The sequence below is a fragment of the Lacinutrix neustonica genome, from assembly GCF_026625145.1.
Classification (GTDB): Bacteria; Bacteroidota; Bacteroidia; order Flavobacteriales; family Flavobacteriaceae; genus Lacinutrix; species Lacinutrix neustonica.
Genome location: NZ_CP113088.1, coordinates 110409 through 130018, shown reverse-complemented (window position 1 = coordinate 130018; position 19610 = coordinate 110409). Strand labels below are relative to the sequence as shown.

Below are 19610 nucleotides of genomic sequence, written 5' to 3'. Positions count from 1 at the left end.
ATGCTGTTTTTCATGATAAAGAAAAATTAAAAAGGTTCCTTAATTTAGTCGGGGATTTAATTCTCATTTTTTGATTGCATTTCTTTAATAATAGTCTTCAATTCTTTCATTCGTAATTCCCTTCCAACAAACAATTTATTCATGCGTTGTAATTCTTCATTTTTCAAATTCACCTCGTCGGTTCTAATTTTGATTAAGTCTTCGAGTTTAGTTCTATAGTGCTCTAACTCTATTTCTGCTTTTTTACGTGTCGTAATATCTCTAATAATGCCGATCAGATATTTATGTCCGCTAGCATCAATAAATCGGGTTTTTTTTGTCGAAATTATTTGTTTTTCTTTTCCTTTTAATGTTAAGGTCTCTTCATTTATATTTTCAATACCCGTGGTCATTACTTGCTTATCAATGCGCAGAAAAATTTCTTTTTCTTCACGGAGATACGTTTTCTGCTAAGGTTTTACCAATCACATCTTTGCGATCAAGATTAAAAATTTCGCAAAAAGCATCATTAACAATAACTAAACGACTGTCTTTATCTTTAACAAATAAAGGATCGCCAATATTACTGATAATATTATCCAGATGATTTTTGCTGTCTGACAATAGCTTTTCTGCCGTCTTTTGGTTGGTGATATCTCTTATAACTCCAATGAGGTATTTTTTACCACTCTCATCTATAAACCGCGTTTTTTTTGTGGAAATAAATCGGGTTTCCCCTCCTTTATCTATAAAGCTATCTTCATGAACATGTTCAACACCTTTAGAGATGACTTGTTGATCAATATTTAAATACCGCTCTCTTTCTTCTCGAGGAACATCTTCAGCAAACGTTTTACCTAAAATTTCTTCTTTTGAACGCTTAAACAATTTGTAAAATGCATTATTTGCTAAAAGAAAATGGCTTTGTTCGTCTTTAACAAATACGGGATCACCAATATTATTGATAATATTATCTAGATACTCTCTATTTTCTTTTAACAGTTTCTCTGCCTTTTTTTGTTCCGTAATATCTAAGGCCATACCAATATAACCATACAAGTTATTTTGCGCATCGAATGTCCCTACCGCTTTAACAGACAACCAAGTGATTTTATTATCTGTTAGAAACCTATGTTCTGAAACAAACTCAATTTCATCGCGTACAGACCCTTTCCATTCACGCAATACTCTTTCTTTATCTTCCGGATGGATAGCTTTAGACCAGCCATAACCCATAGCCTCATTAAAGGACAGTCCGGCATATTTTATCCATTCTTCATTCACATAATTACAAACGCCTTCTGTATCTGTCTGAAATATCGCTACGGGAGCGTTAGATGATAGATGGCGGAAAAGTTTTTCGTTTTTAGTGACCTGATTTTCCACTTCCTTGCGATTAGTAATGTCTCTTGTCACGCCTAGAAACGAAACAATGTTTCCGTCTACCTCTTTAAAAGGTACCGCATGAATTTTTAACCATCTAACGGTACCTTTCAGTCCCTTTAACTGAAATACAAGATGTGTTTCATTGCCGTTAAGCACATCTGCTATTAATTTTTTAAAAGCTTCTTGATGTTTAGGCCCAATGAAACTTAAAATAGATTTACCTTTCACCATTTCTATGCTTTCGACTTCAAGCATTTCTAAGCACGCGGTATTTAAATAAATAAATTCGCCTTTTCTATTGAGTTGTTTTATACATTACGGCTCTGTTTCAAGTATGGCTCTAAGATGATGCTCACTTTCTTTTAGAGCTAATTCAGCTTTTTTTGTTCTGTAATATCTGTAAAATAAATGCTTAGCCCATTGCTTGAAGGATAAATTCGGTGTTCATACCACTTATCGATTCCTTCATGATACTCTTGTAAATTCTGAGTCGTCTGTGTTTTATCCGCTTTTTGATAAGCTTCATAAAACGGTAATCCCACACTTTTAGGAAATTCAGTCCAAATGTGTTTTCCTAATAAATTTTTTGGTTTTTTACCTAAAAATTCGCCTGCTTTGATGTTTATGTAAGTAAAGCACCAATGCGTATCGAAAGACATAAAACCATCAGAAATTTTGTTTAAGGTGGCCTCTAATTGGGAGACTAATTTTTTCTCTACTTGTGCCTTTTCTAATTTAAGGTCCTTATATTTTTTTCGATACCTTAATATGGCATAAATACCTCTATTGTGATCGGAGAGAAGTCCTGTGGTTTTATCTTCTGTATCGATATATTTAATATAAAGGTAGAGAATTATAGAAAAAATAAAAGCAGCAACCAGCTTTCCAATTATATGACCTATTAATGACGTTTCAAAATCTGGAGCATGGTACTTAAGTAAAATATTAAAAGCAAAAGCATCGAAAATTAATACTGAGGCTAAGGCTATAAAAAGAATGAAGAAGTAATAGTTGCTCTTAATTTTAGACATTAAAAACTGGTATAGAATAACCATTAAAATAAAATCTATTAATAAGATAATAGTCCCTACCATAAAATAGCTGTAATCTAAAATAAACACCGGCTTTTCTAGGTAGCCGTTGGTTGACGACCTTAAAACAATTTCTTGAAGAGAGGTAATACCAAATAAGGCCGATAATAAAACATTTGAAATAATAACCCCTATAATTAGTGCTCTTGCACTTTTAACACCTTCTTTTATAAAAATTAATAAAACAGCAAACAACACTGTAGAAAAGATAATGACAGAGCCTGGGTATATAGTATACATACCTAACAATTCAAAACTTATTGTAGTGCCGAGAAAATGCTTGAGCACATTGTATAGTCCCTAAAATAATATACAATGGTGCTAAACCCAATCTGGATCTCTGTTTAAATAAAAAAAGAATACTTAAGGCAAGAAATAAAAACTCTAAAAGTACTGTAGTATATATAGTCATATTATGATTTGGTTGAGCTGGGCACTTATAATACAGTTTTCACATATACTCAATAACCATTTTTGCTAGTTATTTAAATTATCGCAGTCCATAATACAATAATATTAAATATAACCTTTTATTTTGTGAATCAAAAATAAATAAATTCGACCTATACCCGTTTTCATGGCTCTTTTTAATAATGAAAAGTTAAAATATTTTTTACACTTATGAATGAATAAAAATATAAACTTAGAAGCAGTAAAAGCAATGAAATTAATAAATGGAACTGTAAAATGTGTTCATACTGCAAACAGAAGCAGGTGCTGCAAAAGACGATTAACTTTCGTGTTGACCACTAAAAGCACAATAAAATGTGTGCTATTTCTTATCTTTGTGTTCTTTAAAAGCAAAAAAATTGCACTACACCATTATCGACGTTGAAACTACTGGAAGAACCAATCGTATTACCGAGATTTCGGTGTTTAAATACGATGGTAAAAAAATTATAGATGAATTTACGTCTCTGGTAAATCCTAACTGCTATATTCCAGATCACATTACTGCGTTAACGGGTATTGATAATGCATTAGTTGTCGATGCTCCGGAATTTAAGGATATCGCGCAACAGATTATAGATATTACCAAAGACACCGTTTTTGTTGCACACAATGTGAATTTCGATTACAATGTGATTAAAAACGAATTCAAATTACTTGATTTAGATTTCGACAGAAAGAAATTATGTACCGTGCGGTTGAGCCGGCAATTATTACCTGGACATCGGTCCTACAGTTTGGGTAAATTATGCACTGCGTTACAGATTAATTTGGTGGATAGGCATCGCGCAAGAGGGGATGCCGAAGCGACCGTTATTTTGTTTCAAAAACTACAAGAACAAGAAAAAGCGCATGACGTATTTACGCACTTTCTAAACAAAAACAATAAACAAGCCACGTTACCTCCTAACCTTCCTAATCAGGTCTTTAATACGCTTCCCAATGCGGCTGGCATTTATTATTTTAAGAATAAAAAGCGTCAAATTATTTACATAGGCAAAGCCAAAGACATAAAAAAGCGAGTACTCAGTCACTTTTATAGTAAGGCTCAAAAATCCTTAGATATGGTTCGAGAAACAGCCGATGTTGATTTTGAGTTATCGGGCAGTGAATTGATTGCACTATTGATGGAAGATGCAGCTATTAAACATCATTTTCCGCAGTATAATACCGTAGCAAAAAACACAATAAAAGAATTCGCTTTATTCAGTTATCAAGATAGAAATGACGTGATGCATATCGCCATTAATAATGCGAAAACAACCCCAAACCCTATCATGACTTTTTTTAGTCTGAGAGACGCCAGATTGTTTTTAGAACGCGTTTGTGAACGGTTTGGTTTATGTCCTAAATTTTGTCATTTGCAAGAAGGTGTAACGACGTGTTCTCATTACATCATTAAGAATTGCAAAGGAGTCTGTAAGGGAGAAGAATCCGTAGAAAATTACAACTCACGTGTTACCAATGCCATTTGTGAGATTGTGACTCAAAATAAAGATGTGGTCTTAAAAGAACAAGGAAGGCATGCACAAGAAGAGGCCTTTGTGCTCATTAAAAATGGCACCTATTTAGGTTACGGCTTTGTAGATAAAAGCGAACAGATTTCTCATGAAGAAGCACTAGAACCGTTTTTAATTAGACAGAAAGACAATAACAACGTGCAAAAAATATTGCGAACAGTATTACAAGATTTTGGTAAGCTATGACTTGGAATATCATACAACTCATCATCGATTTTGGCTTAGTCGTGTTAATCCGGATGGTACAATTATTAATCTATCCTGCCTTTAAATACTTCAATAAAACAGAGTTGTACCTCCGGCATAGTCACTACACGATGCGCATGGCCCTCATTGTGGCTCCCCTTATGTTATCACAATTGGTTATCTCGATTTATAGTTGGTATCTAAAGGTAATGCCTCTTGCTGGATGGCATTTGGTGTTGGTCATTCCGGCTTGGATTTCAACAGTTGTCTTTTTTATCCCACTTCATAAAAAACTATCTCACCACAACAGTAACTCTCAATTATTACTTAAACTAGTTCTTTATAATTGGCTTCGTGTTATTATTTGGACTGCCGTATTTATTCTATCTATTATTCAAATCAACAGGTATTAACTAACAGCCGTATTTAAGACGAGAGCGTAACTTAATAATAGCGCTATTTCTGAATAAGGAAACCCGTCTCTTTTATGTTAAATTATATATATTTGACATTCAAATTTTCATGAATGAAATCCTTAATCATACTTAGTATCTTAACGTTAATTGGTTCTTGTGCAGAAACCAAATACACAACAAAAATTGAAAATTTACAGAATGGTGTCCTCATTACAGACAGTTTACTCATTGAGAAGTATTCGAAAACGATAACTGCTGAAGAACTAAAAACAAATTTATATGCGTTTGCATCAGAAAATTTTCAAGGTCGCGGTGTTGGAGAAGAAGGCCGAAAAAAGCATCTGCTTTTTTAAAAGACTTCTACATCAAAGAAGACATACAACCAGGTATTAATGACTCAACATATTTTCAAAACATTCCTTTGAGCTTTCTTCCGAAGGACATCCAGGCAACAGAAAACGTATTGGCCTATATTAAAGGAAAAGAAAAACCGGATGAAGTCCTTATCATTTCACGGTCATTTAGACCATTTGGGACTAGAAAACAACAAAGTACATTTTGGAGCAGATGACAACGGTTACGGCTCCATGGCTATTTTGGAAATTGCACAAGCATTTAAAGCGGCCGAGAAAGCGGGGCATTCTCCAAAACGCAGTCTCTTATTCTTACATCTCACCGCTGAAGAAATCGGGCTTCAAGGGTCTCGTTATTATGTTCAAAACCCTGTATATCCATTAAATAAAACCATGGCTAATTTAAATATAGACATGATCGGTCGTGTCGATAAAGCACACAAAAAAAAACCTAACTACATTTATATTATTGGAGCAGATAGAATAAGTAAGGAACTTCATTTTATATCAGAAAAAATAAACAATACTTTCTCTAATTTAGAATTAGATTATAAGTATAATGATGAAAATGATCGCAATAATTACTACTACAGAAGTGACCACTATCACTTTGCAAAAAACAATATTCCAGTTATTTTTTATTTTAATGGAGAACATAACGACTACCATAAAACCACAGATACTCCGGATAAAATTAACTACGACTTATTAACAAAACGGACCAAACTCATTTTTGCTACAGCATGGCAATTGGCCAACAAGGAGACCTTCTTAATACATAACAATGCGCTTTAAACCTGTTAAAAAGTGTTAAAGCGAGTCCGTTTAGGCCTTTATTTCTTGTACATTTACTGTCTATAAACTTTATATCTATCTCATGAAAAGAGTACTATCTTTTTTTTCTATTGCTACAATTATGGTCGCTTGCGGTTCTTCTAGTAGTCCAAGTCAAGCCGAAAACAGCCCTAAGGTTTCTGCGAATCCAGTAACCTATGCTGAAACTATTACAGCTTCCGATTTAAAAACATTATTATACACCTATGCTTCTGACGAGTTTCAAGGTAGGGAAACAGGAGAAGAAGGTCAGAAAATGGCTGTGAATTTTCTTAAAGCGCATTATGTAGAAGATGGTATCCCTGCAGCAAAGACAGATGGTGATTATTTTCAAAATGTACCCTTAGAAGTAATGTCGGTCCCTAATGTAACGCTTTCCATAGATGGAAAAGCCTTTACTGCTATTGACGACTATGTTTCTGTAGCCTCTAGTAAAAACACTTCTATAAGTGCTGGTGAAGTGGTCTATGCAGGTTATGGTATTGAAGATAACAACTATTCCGATTACGAAAACCTTGATGTTAAAGGTAAAGTTGTGTTATTTAAATCGGTGAACCAAAAAATGATGAGGGCATATTTGCGGTTTCAGGAACTACTGAAGCGTCAAAATGGTCTAACTTTCGTCAACAATTTGCATCTAAACAAGAAGTAGCAGCAAAAAAAGGAGCCAAAGCCGTTTTGTTCTATTATCCTGAAATTTATGCTATGGCAGCAGCACGTTTTGGAGGATCTAGCGGTCGTATGGTTCTAGCTGGAAATGCAGATGATATGCTATATTTTATTGTAAATGATAAAATCGGCAAAGCCTTAGTTAACGACATAGCCACTAATGATAAAGCACAATCTTTAAGTTCGAACATCGCCATTGATTACAAGAATAACTCTAAACAATTGGCCTCAGAAAATGTAGCAGCAATTATTCATGGAAGTGAAAAACCGGACGAATACATTATTATTTCCGCTCATTTAGATCATGAAGGTATAAAAGACGGGGAAATTTATAACGGTGCTGACGATGATGGTTCCGGAACTGTTGCCGTTCTTGAAATTGCTGAGGCGTTTGCAAAAGCAAAAGCCGAGGGCCATGGCCCTAAACGTTCTATCGTTTTTCTTAATGTAACAGGCGAAGAAAAGGGGCTTTTAGGCTCTCAATATTATACAGACATAGACCCGATTTTCCCTTTAGCCAATACGGTTGCAGATCTTAACATTGACATGATTGGTCGTACAGATCCAAATCGTGAAAAGAAAAATAGAAATTATGTGTACCTCATTGGTAGTGACAAACTAAGTTCGGAGTTGCACAACATCTCAGAAATGGTAAACACCAAATACATGAATATCGATTTGGATTATACATTCAATGCTGAGAACGATCCCAATCGCTTTTATTACAGAAGTGACCATTACAACTTTGCGAAAAATAATATTCCAGTAATTTTTTACTTTAATGGTACTCACGATGATTACCACCAGCCTAGTGATACGCCTGACAAAATACAATACGATTTGTTAGAAAACAGAACGCGTTTGGTGTTTTACACGGCCTGGGAATTGGCTAACAGAGACGCGAAAATTGTTGTGGATAAAGTTGTTGAATAATGTAAGCTCGATGTTCTTAATGGACTGTTAGACCTGATTAACACTTTTTATAGGCAGTTAAAAAATAATAAACTTAGACTAGATACAGCCGAAGTACATTTATTTAGAACCTGAACAAAAGACTCAAGAAAACCAAATGGTTTATTGAGTCTTTTGTATTTTAAATAATGGAATGGAATAAAACAACACCATGCGCTTCCTTGGATATCTTGCGAAACTGTGACTTTAAAAAAAACAGAAGTCTACCGTTGCTGATGACTTATTTTTAAACTAACAGCATACACTCAAGACTACACCGTTAAAAAGTATATAAAGTTGCTCTACACGCCCATACCGCTGTCTTTTATCGTTTATATATGGATCTAATAAAAACTTACTTGAGGTTCAATCCATTCTCCTAATAGAAACCACATTTATTTTTAACAAAATCCTGAATTTCTTTTTACGCTATAGACCTAGCTGGTAAAGGTTGATGGTTTTGGACGCTATTTTCAACGATTGAGACATCTAACCGGCTTGTTTTGAGATGGTTTTGTTTACAACATGTTTGGTTACCAAAAAGAATCCCATAGACTGAAAAGGTATATTTTTTAGCCATCATTACAACTGTAAAACAGACCGTTAGAAATAAAATTTCCTTTTTGATATAAATTATTAAAAAAATACTTTGTAGAAAATATTTAATAAATTATCTTTGCACTCGCATTAGCAATAGTGCGTTAAATGGTGGTTGTAGCTCAGCTGGTTAGAGTATCGGTTTGTGGTACCGAGGGTCGCCGGTTCGAACCCGGTCTTCCACCCAAAAGCAAAAAGTCTTCAATAATATTGAAGACTTTTTTTGTGCTTTACATTTAGATTTTAAACGCTTTATTTTAAATCAAAAAGACTCTCTACAGCTACGTAACGTTCTACTGTAAAGCCTTCCGCATGATCCACGCCTACCAATCGACCTAAATCTCTTGCGCGATAATCAATACTATCTATAAAAGTTTTGCTTGTAATGGGTGTTTCAGGATCTTTACTACTAGGATCGTAAAACTGTGTTTTATAAGCTTTAACAGATTCCATTTTAGTTTCAATAAATCCGGAAACATCAACAACCACATCCGGTGTTACTGGTTGCCATTGTATGTAGTGGTACACTTGTTTTGGTCGCCATTTTTCTTGAGACTTTCCATCTAATTGTGTTTCAATTTTTAACAACCCACTCAAAAAACAGGCATCACTCACTAATTGACTCCCCTTCCCATGATCTATATGCCGGTCTTCAATAGCATTACATAGCACCAGTTCTGGTTGATACTTGCGTATCATTTTTATAATCTCTAGTTGATGTGCTTTATCATTACTAAAAAAACCATCGGCAAAGGCTAAGTTTTCTCGTATGCTTAAGCCTAAAATTTTTCCTGCAGCTATAGCTTCACTATCCCGTGTTTCAGCAGTACCACGCGTTCCTAACTCGCCTCTTGTTAAATCGACAATCCCTACGCGCTTACCTTCACTAACTGCTTTTGCTAAGGTGGCACCCGCTCCTAATTCTACATCGTCAGGATGTGCCCCAAAGGCTAATATGTCTAATTTCATTTAAAATTATTTTTTATTCCTATTAATACAGGAGTCTTATTATGTGCATATTTAAGTTTGTTAGTCCCTAAAGTCTATTATTCCTTACCCAATTGTTTTGCTCTTTCTCTGTTAAAAAAGACCAGGCCACTACTCTACTCTTTTTGTTGCCTTGCGCCATATCAATCGTTTTAATACATGTAGCCCCCAATTTGGTTAAAGAGGTATACATCGATTTAATATGCGCTTTATTTGAAACTAATGACGTATACCAAAAGCATTGCTTTTTAAAAAAGGAGCTTTCATATAAATAGGTATGTAAGAAGGCCTTTTCACCTCCCTTATACCACAGTTCGTTAGCTTGACCTGCAAAATTTCTCGTGAAGGAACTAGACTCTTTTCCTAATCCTTTGAGCTTTCTATTTGTAGCCTCAAAGGCCTCTAACTCACTTTTGTAAAATGGCGGGTTGCACATGCTCGCTTCAAAGCGATCGGTTTGAGCAATTATATTTTTAAGAACATGCTCCTGTTCTTTTTGTTTCCTAAGTTCAACAACTTCTGTTAATTTGTTCTCGCGTATTATTTTTTCCGCGAAAGCGATAGCCGTCTCATCACAATCTGAAGCTACAAAACTCCAATTGTATTCTGCATGTCCTAACAAAGGATAAATACAATTGGTCCCTGTACCAATATCTAAAACGATAGGCTTCTTATCTATTTTTGAAGCCTGTAGCAGGTCGTTTATAACATGTATATAGTCTACGCGTCCAGGAATGGGTGGGCATAAATTCTCGTCTCGGAAATTCCCAAAAATGAATGCCGTAATCTGCTTTTAAAAGAGCCGTGTTGAGCAGCTTTACGGCTTTTGAATTCGCAAAATCAATGGTATCAGTACCTTGTTTGCTTAGGGACACGTAAACGGCTAACTCGCGGAAGCACTTTAATTAGTTTTTCGAAATCGTAGCCCTTGTTATGTTTATTATTTTTATGCAAAAAAGACAGGGAATAAATTTATAATTGTTTTAACGCTTGCTCAATATCGTCTTTTAAATCTCTAACGGATTCTATTCCTACAGAAAAACGAATCAATCCGTCGCTAATACCTATGGCATCACGTTCTGCTTGGCTTAATAAAGAATGAGATGTTTGTGCAGGACTCAGCATGGTGCTTTCTATACCTGCTAAACTCATGGATGCTTTTATGAGTTTAAGCGCCTTTTGAAATTTTACAGAGTCAATAGATGCTATCAATTCAAAGGATAGCATGGCTCCAAACCCTTTCATTTGCGCTTTTGCCAGTTCGTGTTGCGGATGGCTTTTTAAGCCTGGATAATACACTTTTTTAACAGCATCATGCTGCTCTAGCCACTTGGCCATTTTCTTTGCATTTTTAGTTTGGGCTTTCACACGTAATCCCATCGTTTTCATACTGCGTTCTAACATCCAAACGGTAAAATCGCTAAGACTACCTCCATAGTTTTTAGAAACATTCCAAATTCGGTCCATATGTTCTTTCGAACCTGCCACTGCTCCAGCACAAATATCACTATGTCCACCGAAATATTTTGTAGCTGAATGCATGATTAAATCAATCCCAAAATCGGCTGGATTTTGATTTACAGGACTGGCGAAGGTATTATCGATACTGGTAACAATATAATTCGATTGCGCTAATTGCGCTACCGCTTTAATATCTGTAATGGTTAATAAGGGATTAGAAGGAGTTTCAATATGAATCAATTTTGTATTGGGCTGAATGGCTTTTTCAAAATCTTCAACAGCGTATCCATCTGTAAAAGTGAAGCCGATATTAAGCTTTGGAAATTCTTCTCGTATAAAATTACTGGTACCCCCGTATAATGTGTTTTGCACGACGATATGATCACCGGATTTTAAAAAAGCTAAAAACATATGACTAATGGCTGCCATTCCAGATCCAAAAATCATAGCGGTTTCTTTATGTTCTAAAGCAGCTACTTTTTTTGATAGATATTCTTGATTTGGTGTGTTAAAGTAGCGTGGATAACGTTTAACATCTACATCTAAAAACTCATAGGAAGAAGACAAATAAATGGGAGATATCGCGCCTTTAAACTGTTCGTCTTTTATCTCGCCAATGTGTGTACAAATGGTATTTAAACCTAGTTCTTTTTTACTCATACGGTAAAGATAGTAATTGTCGCGGATTGGTTTTATTCTCTTTTAAAAATATACCCCACTTTATTAGTATTACAATGCTTTGTATTCGTTTTAAAGCAGATATTTTTAATTATTCGCTTTAAAGCAGATATTTCTAATTATTCGCTCAAAAGCGAATAATTTTAGTATATTTATTAAAATTTTAATGATGAAAATAGTCAGTATCATTACAGGAGATATAATAAACTCGAGAGATAGTGAACCCAAAGAATGGTTACCTGTTTTAAAAAAGGAGTTTAATAAATACGGAGGCGAACCTAAATCGTGGGAAATTTTTAGAGGCGATAGCTTTCAATTGGAAGTAAATAAAACCAAAGGATTAAGAGCCGCCTTATTAATAAAAGCTGCGATAAAGCAAAATTCAGACATCGATGTTAGAATGGCTATAGGTATTGGCACCAAATCTCATAATGCTGACAAAATCACCGAAGCCAATGGGACGGCATTTATAAACTCGGGGCATTGTTTTGAACATTTAAAACGAAATACTTTAGCTGTAGAAACAGGACATGATGCCATAGATTATCCTTTAAATATTATGATTGACTTAGCAGCACTTACCACAGATAACTGGACCCCAACCGCTGCAGAGACGCTAAAGGCGGCTTTAGAACATCCAAATTATAATCAAAAAGAGCTGGCTAAACTTCTTGAAAAAACGCAAAGCAATATTAGTGCAGGTTTAAAACGTTACGGCTATGATGAAATAATAAAACTACTAAATTATTACGAACAACAAACTCAAACCTTATGATGCTCTTTTTTGTAAAACTATTACTCGCTCACTTTATTGGAGATTTTTTATTTCAACCTAAAAAATGGGTGACTCATAAACTGGATAAAAAGCATAAATCAAAATTCCTATACTACCATATTCTTGTTCATTTTGTTGCACTGGTTATGGTATTGAAAGCGGACTTTGCATCTTATTGGCTTGGGTTTATTATCATTATCGTCTCTCATTATAGTATTGATGTTATTAAACTTCATTTAAACACCCCTAAAAACACCAGACTTTTATTTTTTATAGATCAAATGGCACACCTGCTGGTTTTATTTCTCGTAACAGCATATTATACCACATACCCATTGGGTTTAGGCGCGCTAGTAACGCCTAAAACCATTATCTTTTTAACTTTTCTATTATTTGCCACCAGTGTGGCTTCTGTTTTTATGAAAATTATCATTTCTAAATGGAATTTAGATACGGCAGATGAAGATAGCATAGATTCCTTGGAACATGCAGGTGCTTACATTGGTGTTTTAGAACGCCTTTTTGTGTTTCTATTTATTATTACAGACCATTGGGAAGGTGTTGGTTTTTTAATGGCCGCTAAGTCCATTTTTAGATTTGGAGATTTATCTAAGGCTAAAGACCGCAAACTTACCGAGTATGTATTAATTGGAACGCTTGTTAGTTTTATGCTCGCTATCATAGCAGGACTGTGCTATTTGTATTTTACAAACAACGTGTAGAATTCTTAAAATACGTTAAAAATGAATGCTTTAACACCCCATTAACAGATAATAAAGCACTTTTAATGTAATTTAGAGGTATTATGACACATACAGAAAAAAAGAAAACGAAGCATTTATCCAGGAATCAGTAAACTACTTACAAAATTTAGGTTTTGAAAATATCAAAGCTGACATTGAAGGTTTTGAATCCCCTAAGTCTTATGTAAAAAAAGATGGTGATATTAAAATTACACCGAGACATTACGGCCACAAGAAGAACTAGAAAGTATTATTTTGAAATAGGACTTAAAAGTGAAAAACAAAGGCTCCTTAAAACAAAATGGCGCTTTTTAGATGTGTTATCAAGAATGAACGATCATAGGTTTAGAATCATTACCAAAAAAGGACACTATAAGTTTACCAACGACATGTTGAATGACTTAAACCTGAATAAAACATTAATAAAACTATAATCTCACATTCATTTATAGTTTATTCAAAAAGCAACAAACATCCACTAATTTGTTGCTTTTTTTATGCTTTTATTTCTCTAAAGTTTGCGCGCGTAATAGCTTATTTTGTTCTTCCATTAATTCAGTTAAACCGGTAAGCAATTCAATGTCTTTAGGTGTTTTTACGGTTTTATCCTTAGGGTTTTGAGACCGCTCTCGTAATCTGTTCATGGCTTTTACAACAAGAAACACGGTAATTCCTATGATGATAAAATCAATAAAAGCTTCGGCTAATGCGCCGTATTGAATAGCCACTTCTTCTGCTAAAACGTTGCCAGCATTATCACTTTCGGTGTCACGAAGAATCATTTTTTTGTCCTGTAAATTAAGACCATTACTCATTAATGAAAGTGGAGGCATTAATACTTTCTTAACCAAGACATCTATGACTTTATTGAATGAAGCACCAATAATAATACCAATAGCCATATCCATCATGTTGCCTTTAACGGCAAACTCTTTAAATTCCTTTAGAAATCCCATAATTAATCTTTAAACTTATTGTTGAATTCCCGAATCATGGCATACGCCCATATGACTAAGCAGATAGAAACAATTACCGAAAACCAGAGGATGACGCTATTAACACTATTTATTTCCATTACTCACTAATTTTATAAATATCATAAAACCAAGAAGTGTAGGCGCCCATAGCCCAACAAAAATACCATGTATTTCGTGTCCTGTAAGGAATAAGTATTCGGCAAATAAAATAATGACAATACAGAGTAAGAGCATTATTATATTACCAGTTCCGAAATTTTTAAAGAAGTTCATGAGGCATCTGTTTAATACTTAAATGTAATAAATATCAAATTAAAATTCTACTTTTTATAATATTTAGCATACTTTTTATAAGCAAAAAATCCTAAGGTAGCCACTATAGCTAAGGTCACTGCTATAAATTTTACACTCACAATTTGATCTCCACTGGCGTACGAATGCAATCCGGCCAAATAAAAGTTCACGCCAAAATACGTCATCATGATACTCGCAAAAGCAACGATAGACATTAAATTAAAAAACCAACGGCCACGTAAGCCTGGAACTAATCGCATGTGGATAACAAAAGCATAGACCATAATACTTATTAAGGCCCAAGTTTCTTTTGGATCCCAACCCCAATAACGTCCCCAACTCTCATTGGCCCATTGGCCTCCCGGAAAGTTCCCTATGGTTAACATCACTAAGCCAACGGTTAATGCCATTTCATTTATTATCGTCAACTCTTTGATATTCAAGAGCATTTTTTCTTTATTCTTTTTAGTGGTAAAAATCATCAAAAGCAATACCACAACACCTAAAATCATTCCCAAAGTAAACGGGCCATAACTGGCCACAATAACGGCCACGTGAATCATTAGCCAATAACTGTCTAACACCGGCTGTAAATTTGCGATTGCAGGGTCCATCCAGTTCCAATGCGCAATCATTAAAATCATTGATGTCACAAAAGCTGCTGCGGCAATAGTAAGGTCTGATGTTTTTCGATAAAAAGTATAGGTAAATACACTTAAGAAAGCGGCTAGTATTTTACTCTTTATAGACGTTTTTTTAGCTGCTCCCATTAATAAACCAAAAAGCATGGTTGCCCAAGCGACATAAATCATAGATTCATAAGCATCACTCCAAGGCGCATGCCCTGAAATATACCAGCGTGCAACTAATCCTAAAGTGTGTAGAATGAAAAGCCCTATTATTATTGCTTTTAATAACGTTACTACTATATTTATTTTTTTGCTTTTATCTTTAAATATCTGAACAATTAGAACGACAAAAAGCAAAGCCCCAGCGTACATATACCAACTGAACAACTTCTTAAAAATATCGTATTTATTATAGAGAATTTCGGTTTTAATTTTGTCATCACTTAACATGACGGCGCTGCCTAGACTCTTTTGATTCTTTTTAAACGCGGCTAATAATTTATTAGGTTCCGTATAATCCCCGGACTGCTTAGATGCATTTAGCCGATACAAATACACATCAAAACTTCCCGCTATAAACCCGGCGTAAATAGAATCTGAAATCTTTTCTTTGAAGCCTTTTTTCTTATATTCATCAGCAGAAATCCATTTATTATTTTCGTCTTCAGGTACCGGAAAAATCCTTAACGAAGTCCCTTGTATGGTGTTATATAATAAGTTTACACGCTGATCTGTTTCTTTAAACTCTTTTTGAAATCCAGTAGGTATTTGCGCTTTGTAGGCTTCTTCTAGATAGGGTTGTAATTTGTAATCGCCACGATTAGTGAAAAAATGCCCCAACGTGGCATAATTTTCACTCGCATCTAAGCCAATAATTTTTCTAATGCTATCGGCTTTTTTAGCCTTTAAATAAATAATAGGCACATTATACCAAAGCAGCGGACTTTCTTGTATTGATAAAAACACCTGATCTGCCGTAAAACCTTCATAAGTATCATTTTTACTTAGCTTTCTTAAAAATTCTGAAGCATAGGTATTCACAGGCATCATGCGCCCACCAATATCTTGAATAACCAGTTCGCCAAAGTGCTCAGCCTCTTCTTTAGGCACCACGTTCGCCTTTAAAATAGAGTCCACCTTTATTTTATTTTCAGCAAATGAGAACTCCTGCTCTTCTCTAATATTGACTGTTTCTTCTGTAACCGTTGCATGCGCCGAGTGATCATGTCCATCGCCTTCACTATGCTGTTCTTGAGCAAATCCTGATAAGGTAACCCCTAATACTAAAATGGTGACTAGTTTACTTTTCTTATCCTTTACTTTATCTAATGCACGTTTTAAATCGGCGAAACGTGTGTTCTTATCAAACAAGATGGCCATTAATCCGAAATATAAAAGGAAATACCCGAAATAGGTAAACCAAGTCCCCCAACGGTCATGATTCACAGAAAGAATGGTGCGTTTTTCATTATTGTCGAATCCGGATTGAAAGAAACGGTAGCCACGATGATCTAAAACGTGGTTCATAAAAATTTTATAATCGAAACTCTCTTTTTCTTCATCTACAATAGTGACCTGACTAGAAAACGCAGAATAGCTGTTTTCTGTCCCTGGGTATTTCTCTGCTACGAAATCGTTTAGTTTAATACTAAAAGGCAGTTCTAAAACCTTAGAACCAAATTTTAAATCGAAGGCTAAACCACCCACAGTCACTTTTTTCCATTGGTTGTTAGTCCCAACACCACCAAGCAAATTCACTTTCTTGCTTTCGCCGTTAGCAGTGACATTAACCACGATGCCATCTTCATCACTCTTCAATAGTTTTGATTTTTTTACCACATCAAAGTAGCCTTTAACAACAGGTTTAGGGAATACCATTTGCATATTTCCAATAACATAACGTGAGCGTAAGACTAAAGGTTGAAGACTGTCTTTAACCAACTTCCCTTGTTGCATCGTTGCCATAGTAAGGTATTCTCCTTCAAAAGGAGACTTTATATTTAACGAATCCCCTTGGTAAGTAATATTTATGGCTCCCTCTGTGGGCTTATTTAAAGCGATTAAAACATTATGAATACTCTGTAACTCCCCTACTTTAAGAAAATGATTGTGTGGTGCCCCATCGCCGGCCTCTACAATTTTTAAATACCCATCACCAGTGTCATCCGGAATGATGTCTTCTTCAGCGTTAGACACAAACTTATCTAAGGTAATGCTTACTGGTGTATCCCCATATTTAGTATGAAGATTTAGTGTATTGTCTATGCGTTCAGAAAAATCTACTTTTTCTTCAACACGCAAGCGTTGTGGCACGCCATCAATTTCATAATCCCCATTGATTAATGCAGAAACGTATGTTTTCTCTGAGAGAAACGTGTTTTCAGTCTCCCCTTCAAAAATGGGCATTTTACCTTCATAACCAATATATCTCGGTAATAAAGGCTCCTAGTAATATAAAAATAAAAGCCAAGTGCAAAGTTAACGTGGCCCACTTTGCTTTTTTATATAAGCGGAATCTAAAAATGTTTCCAAGAAAGTTAATCACAAAAAAAGCCATAATGGCTTCAAACCATAAGGTATTATAAATCCAATACCGCGAAAATGGTGTTGGAGAAGTATCTTGTCCGGCATCCATAAAAGTCCCAACACCCATAGCGAGGGCAAAAAGAAAAAATAAAATGGCTGTTAAACGTGTAGAAAAGAGGATGTTTGCGAGTTTATTTTGCATAATAATCAAGGCTGTATTTAGCTCGGGCAAAGATAGCGGTTTTTGTTTGTTTTTAAAGACAGGAGTTGGCGTAAATAAGTGTTAAAATTCTATTTGTTTTTTGCTCTCGCTTCAAAAATTTTTAAATACATAAAAGTTCCCATTTTTCGAGCTCTTCGTTTAGCATTATCGGCGACGTCTCCCATAAATAAAACATCTATAGTCTGTATCCAATAATTCAACCAAATACCAAAATGTAACTCGGTAATACTATGGTTATTTTCTTTATCTACCGTCACGTGTACTTCTAACGGATTTCCTAAATACTTTTTCTCTAGTTTTCCGGACATAAATAAACTAGATTCCCAAAATGTAGTTAGGTGCTGTAAATGCGCTTCCCAATCGTGTATTTTACCATTAAAGAAAGGACCAAGAACACTATCTTTTCTCACTTTTGTGTAAAACAGAGACACCAATTGATAAATATCTTCCCGAGATTGTATGTCTTTTTTTCCATTGTTTACAAAGATAGCTTAAACGTCTTTTATATGACTACAGAGATACTTATTTTAGCGGCATGATTTCAGTAGTACTTTTAGGCGCAGGAAATGTGGCCACTCATTTATATAAGGCATTTTCCACTTCGGGAGATGTGAACATAAAACAATGGTATAATCGCCATTTAAAAACGATTGATCATTATAAAAATGACGTCTCCGTTACCGATGATTTATCACAACTAATGGCCGCAGATGTTTATATTTTAGCCGTTAGTGATGACGCTATTGAAACACTTTCAGAGCATTTACCTTTTGAGAACAGATTGGTCGTTCATACCTCCGGAAGCACGAGTTTATATGCTGTTGACAAAAAGCAAAAACGCGGGGTCTTTTATCCGCTACAAACGTTTTCTAAAGACGCGGCAGTCGATTTTACTAAAATACCATTGTGTATAGAAACCTTACAAAAAGAAGACTTGTCTACTCTAAAAGCTTTAGCAAAGGCTATTGGTAGTAAAAGCCACAAAGTAAATAGCGACCAACGCCAAGGGCTTCATTTAGCAGCTGTTTTTGTAAATAATTTCACCAATCAATTATACCGTTTGGCGCACGAAATTACTGAGGCCAATGGTGCCGAATTTGATATTTTAAAGCCTTTAATTCAAGAAACAGCTAAAAAGATTGAAACGCTTTCCCCCTATATGGCTCAAACCGGACCCGCCTTACGTGATGATAAAAAAACCATTAAAAGACATTTAAAACAACTGGAAAGTGAGCATCATAAAGCGGTTTACGAGTTGTTAACCAAATCTATTCAAAAAACACATGGCAGACGATAAAAGCTACAAAGAATCCTTAGAACATATTACTACTTTTATATTTGATGTAGATGGCGTTTTAACAGATGGCTCACTTCTTATTACTACAACGGGCGACATGCTACGTAGTATGAATGTAAAAGATGGGTATGCCTTAAAACAAGCACTAAATAAAAAGTATAATATTTGTATTATTTACGGTGGTACAAACGAAGGGGTTCGTGAGCGTTTAAAGCATTTAGGCATACAAACCATCTATTTGGGAGCGCACAATAAGAAGGATCAATTTCTAGAATATATAAAAACACAAAACATCAGCCCGGAGCATATTTTATATATGGGAGACGATATTCCGAGATGTTCCTGTTATGCAATTGGTAGGCTTGGCCGCTTGCCCGCAAGACGCAGTTCCCGAAATAAAAGCACTGTCGCACTATATTTCACATAAAAGTGGTGGTAAAGGCTGTGTGCGGGATGTTATTGAGCAGGTTCTAAAAGTTCGTGGAGACTGGGATGGTGGTTATGATGCATCACTTTAGATTTTAATTGTTCTTTTTTGATGAATAATTATTAATTTTGACAAGATACCAACCGCAAGTTAACACGGGA

17 protein-coding genes, 1 tRNA gene and 4 pseudogenes are annotated in these 19610 nt (G+C 35.0%); 11 read left to right on the top strand and 11 right to left on the bottom strand.

Features of this window, described 5'->3' with window-relative positions:
• Window positions 1-56 precede the first annotated feature (56 nt).
• The 3 genes from N7U66_RS00680 to N7U66_RS00670 are packed head-to-tail and all read right to left on the bottom strand — an operon-like array spanning window position 57 to window position 2744.
• Entirely contained in the window at window positions 57-392 is a 336-nt protein-coding gene (locus N7U66_RS00680; protein WP_267676905.1) for a hypothetical protein, read from the bottom strand.
• Between the two features lie 37 nt (window positions 393-429).
• Window positions 430-1677 (bottom strand): PAS domain-containing protein, encoded by a 1248-nt coding sequence (locus tag N7U66_RS00675; RefSeq protein ID WP_267678583.1) that lies wholly within the window; start codon window positions 1675-1677, stop codon window positions 430-432.
• Window positions 1678-1733: 56 nt separating this feature from the next.
• Window positions 1734-2744, bottom strand: a complete 1011-nt coding sequence (locus N7U66_RS00670) for a PAS domain-containing protein (protein ID WP_390886609.1) — start codon at window positions 2742-2744, stop codon at window positions 1734-1736.
• Window positions 2745-3265: 521 nt separating this feature from the next.
• Between N7U66_RS00670 and N7U66_RS00665 the strand changes: the two genes are divergently transcribed.
• The 6 genes and pseudogenes from N7U66_RS00665 (at window position 3266) to N7U66_RS00645 (ending at window position 8618) form a co-directional block, all read left to right on the top strand.
• On the top strand, window positions 3266-4612 hold the full coding sequence (locus N7U66_RS00665; RefSeq protein ID WP_267676903.1) for an exonuclease domain-containing protein: 1347 nt from the start codon (window positions 3266-3268) through the stop codon (window positions 4610-4612).
• Window positions 4609-5025 carry a hypothetical protein gene (locus tag N7U66_RS00660; RefSeq protein ID WP_267676902.1) on the top strand — a complete coding sequence of 139 codons (417 nt, stop codon included), beginning with the start codon at window positions 4609-4611 and terminating at the stop codon, window positions 5023-5025. The genes N7U66_RS00665 and N7U66_RS00660 overlap by 4 nt, the downstream gene beginning before the upstream one ends.
• Before the next feature lie 113 nt (window positions 5026-5138).
• Window positions 5139-5381 carry a hypothetical protein gene (locus tag N7U66_RS21170; RefSeq protein ID WP_313791357.1) on the top strand — a complete coding sequence of 81 codons (243 nt, stop codon included), beginning with the start codon at window positions 5139-5141 and terminating at the stop codon, window positions 5379-5381.
• A 141-nt stretch (window positions 5382-5522) separates the two neighbouring features.
• Window positions 5523-6176, top strand: coding sequence for a M28 family peptidase (locus tag N7U66_RS21165; protein WP_313791356.1), 654 nt, complete (start codon window positions 5523-5525; stop codon window positions 6174-6176).
• A gap of 82 nt (window positions 6177-6258) precedes the next feature.
• Window positions 6259-7817: pseudogene (locus N7U66_RS22400) on the top strand (M28 family peptidase).
• Window positions 7818-8542: 725 nt separating this feature from the next.
• Window positions 8543-8618, top strand: a tRNA-His gene (locus N7U66_RS00645).
• Between the two features lie 66 nt (window positions 8619-8684).
• Here N7U66_RS00645 and bshB1 read toward each other — a convergent pair.
• The 4 genes from bshB1 to N7U66_RS00625 form a co-directional block, all read right to left on the bottom strand.
• Window positions 8685-9401, bottom strand: a complete 717-nt coding sequence (bshB1, locus tag N7U66_RS00640; RefSeq protein ID WP_267676901.1) for a bacillithiol biosynthesis deacetylase BshB1 — start codon at window positions 9399-9401, stop codon at window positions 8685-8687.
• Window positions 9402-9468: 67 nt separating this feature from the next.
• Window positions 9469-10116, bottom strand: a complete 648-nt coding sequence (locus N7U66_RS00635; protein WP_267678582.1) for an RlmF-related methyltransferase — start codon at window positions 10114-10116, stop codon at window positions 9469-9471.
• Window positions 10091-10294 carry an RlmF-related methyltransferase gene (locus N7U66_RS00630; RefSeq protein WP_267676900.1) on the bottom strand — a complete coding sequence of 68 codons (204 nt, stop codon included), beginning with the start codon at window positions 10292-10294 and terminating at the stop codon, window positions 10091-10093. Before N7U66_RS00630 ends, N7U66_RS00635 begins: the two co-directional genes overlap by 26 nt.
• Window positions 10295-10391: 97 nt before the next feature.
• Window positions 10392-11540, bottom strand: coding sequence for a trans-sulfuration enzyme family protein (locus N7U66_RS00625; protein WP_267676899.1), 1149 nt, complete (start codon window positions 11538-11540; stop codon window positions 10392-10394).
• A gap of 184 nt (window positions 11541-11724) precedes the next feature.
• Between N7U66_RS00625 and N7U66_RS00620 the strand changes: the two genes are divergently transcribed.
• The 3 genes and pseudogenes from N7U66_RS00620 (at window position 11725) to N7U66_RS00610 (ending at window position 13510) form a co-directional block, all read left to right on the top strand.
• A complete protein-coding gene (locus tag N7U66_RS00620) occupies window positions 11725-12333 on the top strand; it encodes a transcriptional regulator (protein WP_313791353.1) in 609 nt (202 codons plus the stop codon).
• Window positions 12330-13055 (top strand): DUF3307 domain-containing protein, encoded by a 726-nt coding sequence (locus N7U66_RS00615; RefSeq protein ID WP_267676898.1) that lies wholly within the window; start codon window positions 12330-12332, stop codon window positions 13053-13055. The genes N7U66_RS00620 and N7U66_RS00615 overlap by 4 nt, the downstream gene beginning before the upstream one ends.
• A gap of 118 nt (window positions 13056-13173) precedes the next feature.
• Window positions 13174-13510, top strand: a pseudogene (locus tag N7U66_RS00610) (hypothetical protein).
• Between the two features lie 69 nt (window positions 13511-13579).
• Here N7U66_RS00610 and mscL read toward each other — a convergent pair.
• From mscL to N7U66_RS00590, 4 genes and pseudogenes are all read right to left on the bottom strand, one after another.
• Window positions 13580-14032 (bottom strand): large conductance mechanosensitive channel protein MscL, encoded by a 453-nt coding sequence (gene mscL / locus N7U66_RS00605; protein ID WP_267676897.1) that lies wholly within the window; start codon window positions 14030-14032, stop codon window positions 13580-13582.
• Between the two features lie 105 nt (window positions 14033-14137).
• A complete protein-coding gene (locus N7U66_RS00600; protein WP_267676896.1) occupies window positions 14138-14326 on the bottom strand; it encodes a hypothetical protein in 189 nt (62 codons plus the stop codon).
• Window positions 14327-14373: 47 nt separating this feature from the next.
• A pseudogene (gene ccsA, locus N7U66_RS00595) lies at window positions 14374-17704 on the bottom strand (cytochrome c biogenesis protein CcsA).
• An 89-nt stretch (window positions 17705-17793) separates the two neighbouring features.
• Complete coding sequence (locus tag N7U66_RS00590) at window positions 17794-18135, bottom strand: group III truncated hemoglobin (RefSeq protein WP_267676895.1); 342 nt, start codon at window positions 18133-18135, stop codon at window positions 17794-17796.
• A gap of 125 nt (window positions 18136-18260) precedes the next feature.
• Here N7U66_RS00590 and N7U66_RS00585 point away from each other — a divergent pair, with 125 nt between their 5' ends.
• The gene (locus N7U66_RS00585) at window positions 18261-19022 is read left to right on the top strand and encodes a Rossmann-like and DUF2520 domain-containing protein (protein ID WP_267676894.1); all 762 of its coding nucleotides are present in this window, start codon (window positions 18261-18263) and stop codon (window positions 19020-19022) included.
• Window positions 19009-19540, top strand: a pseudogene (locus tag N7U66_RS00580) (KdsC family phosphatase). The gene N7U66_RS00585 and the pseudogene N7U66_RS00580 overlap by 14 nt, the downstream one beginning before the upstream one ends.
• Window positions 19541-19610 lie beyond the last annotated feature (70 nt).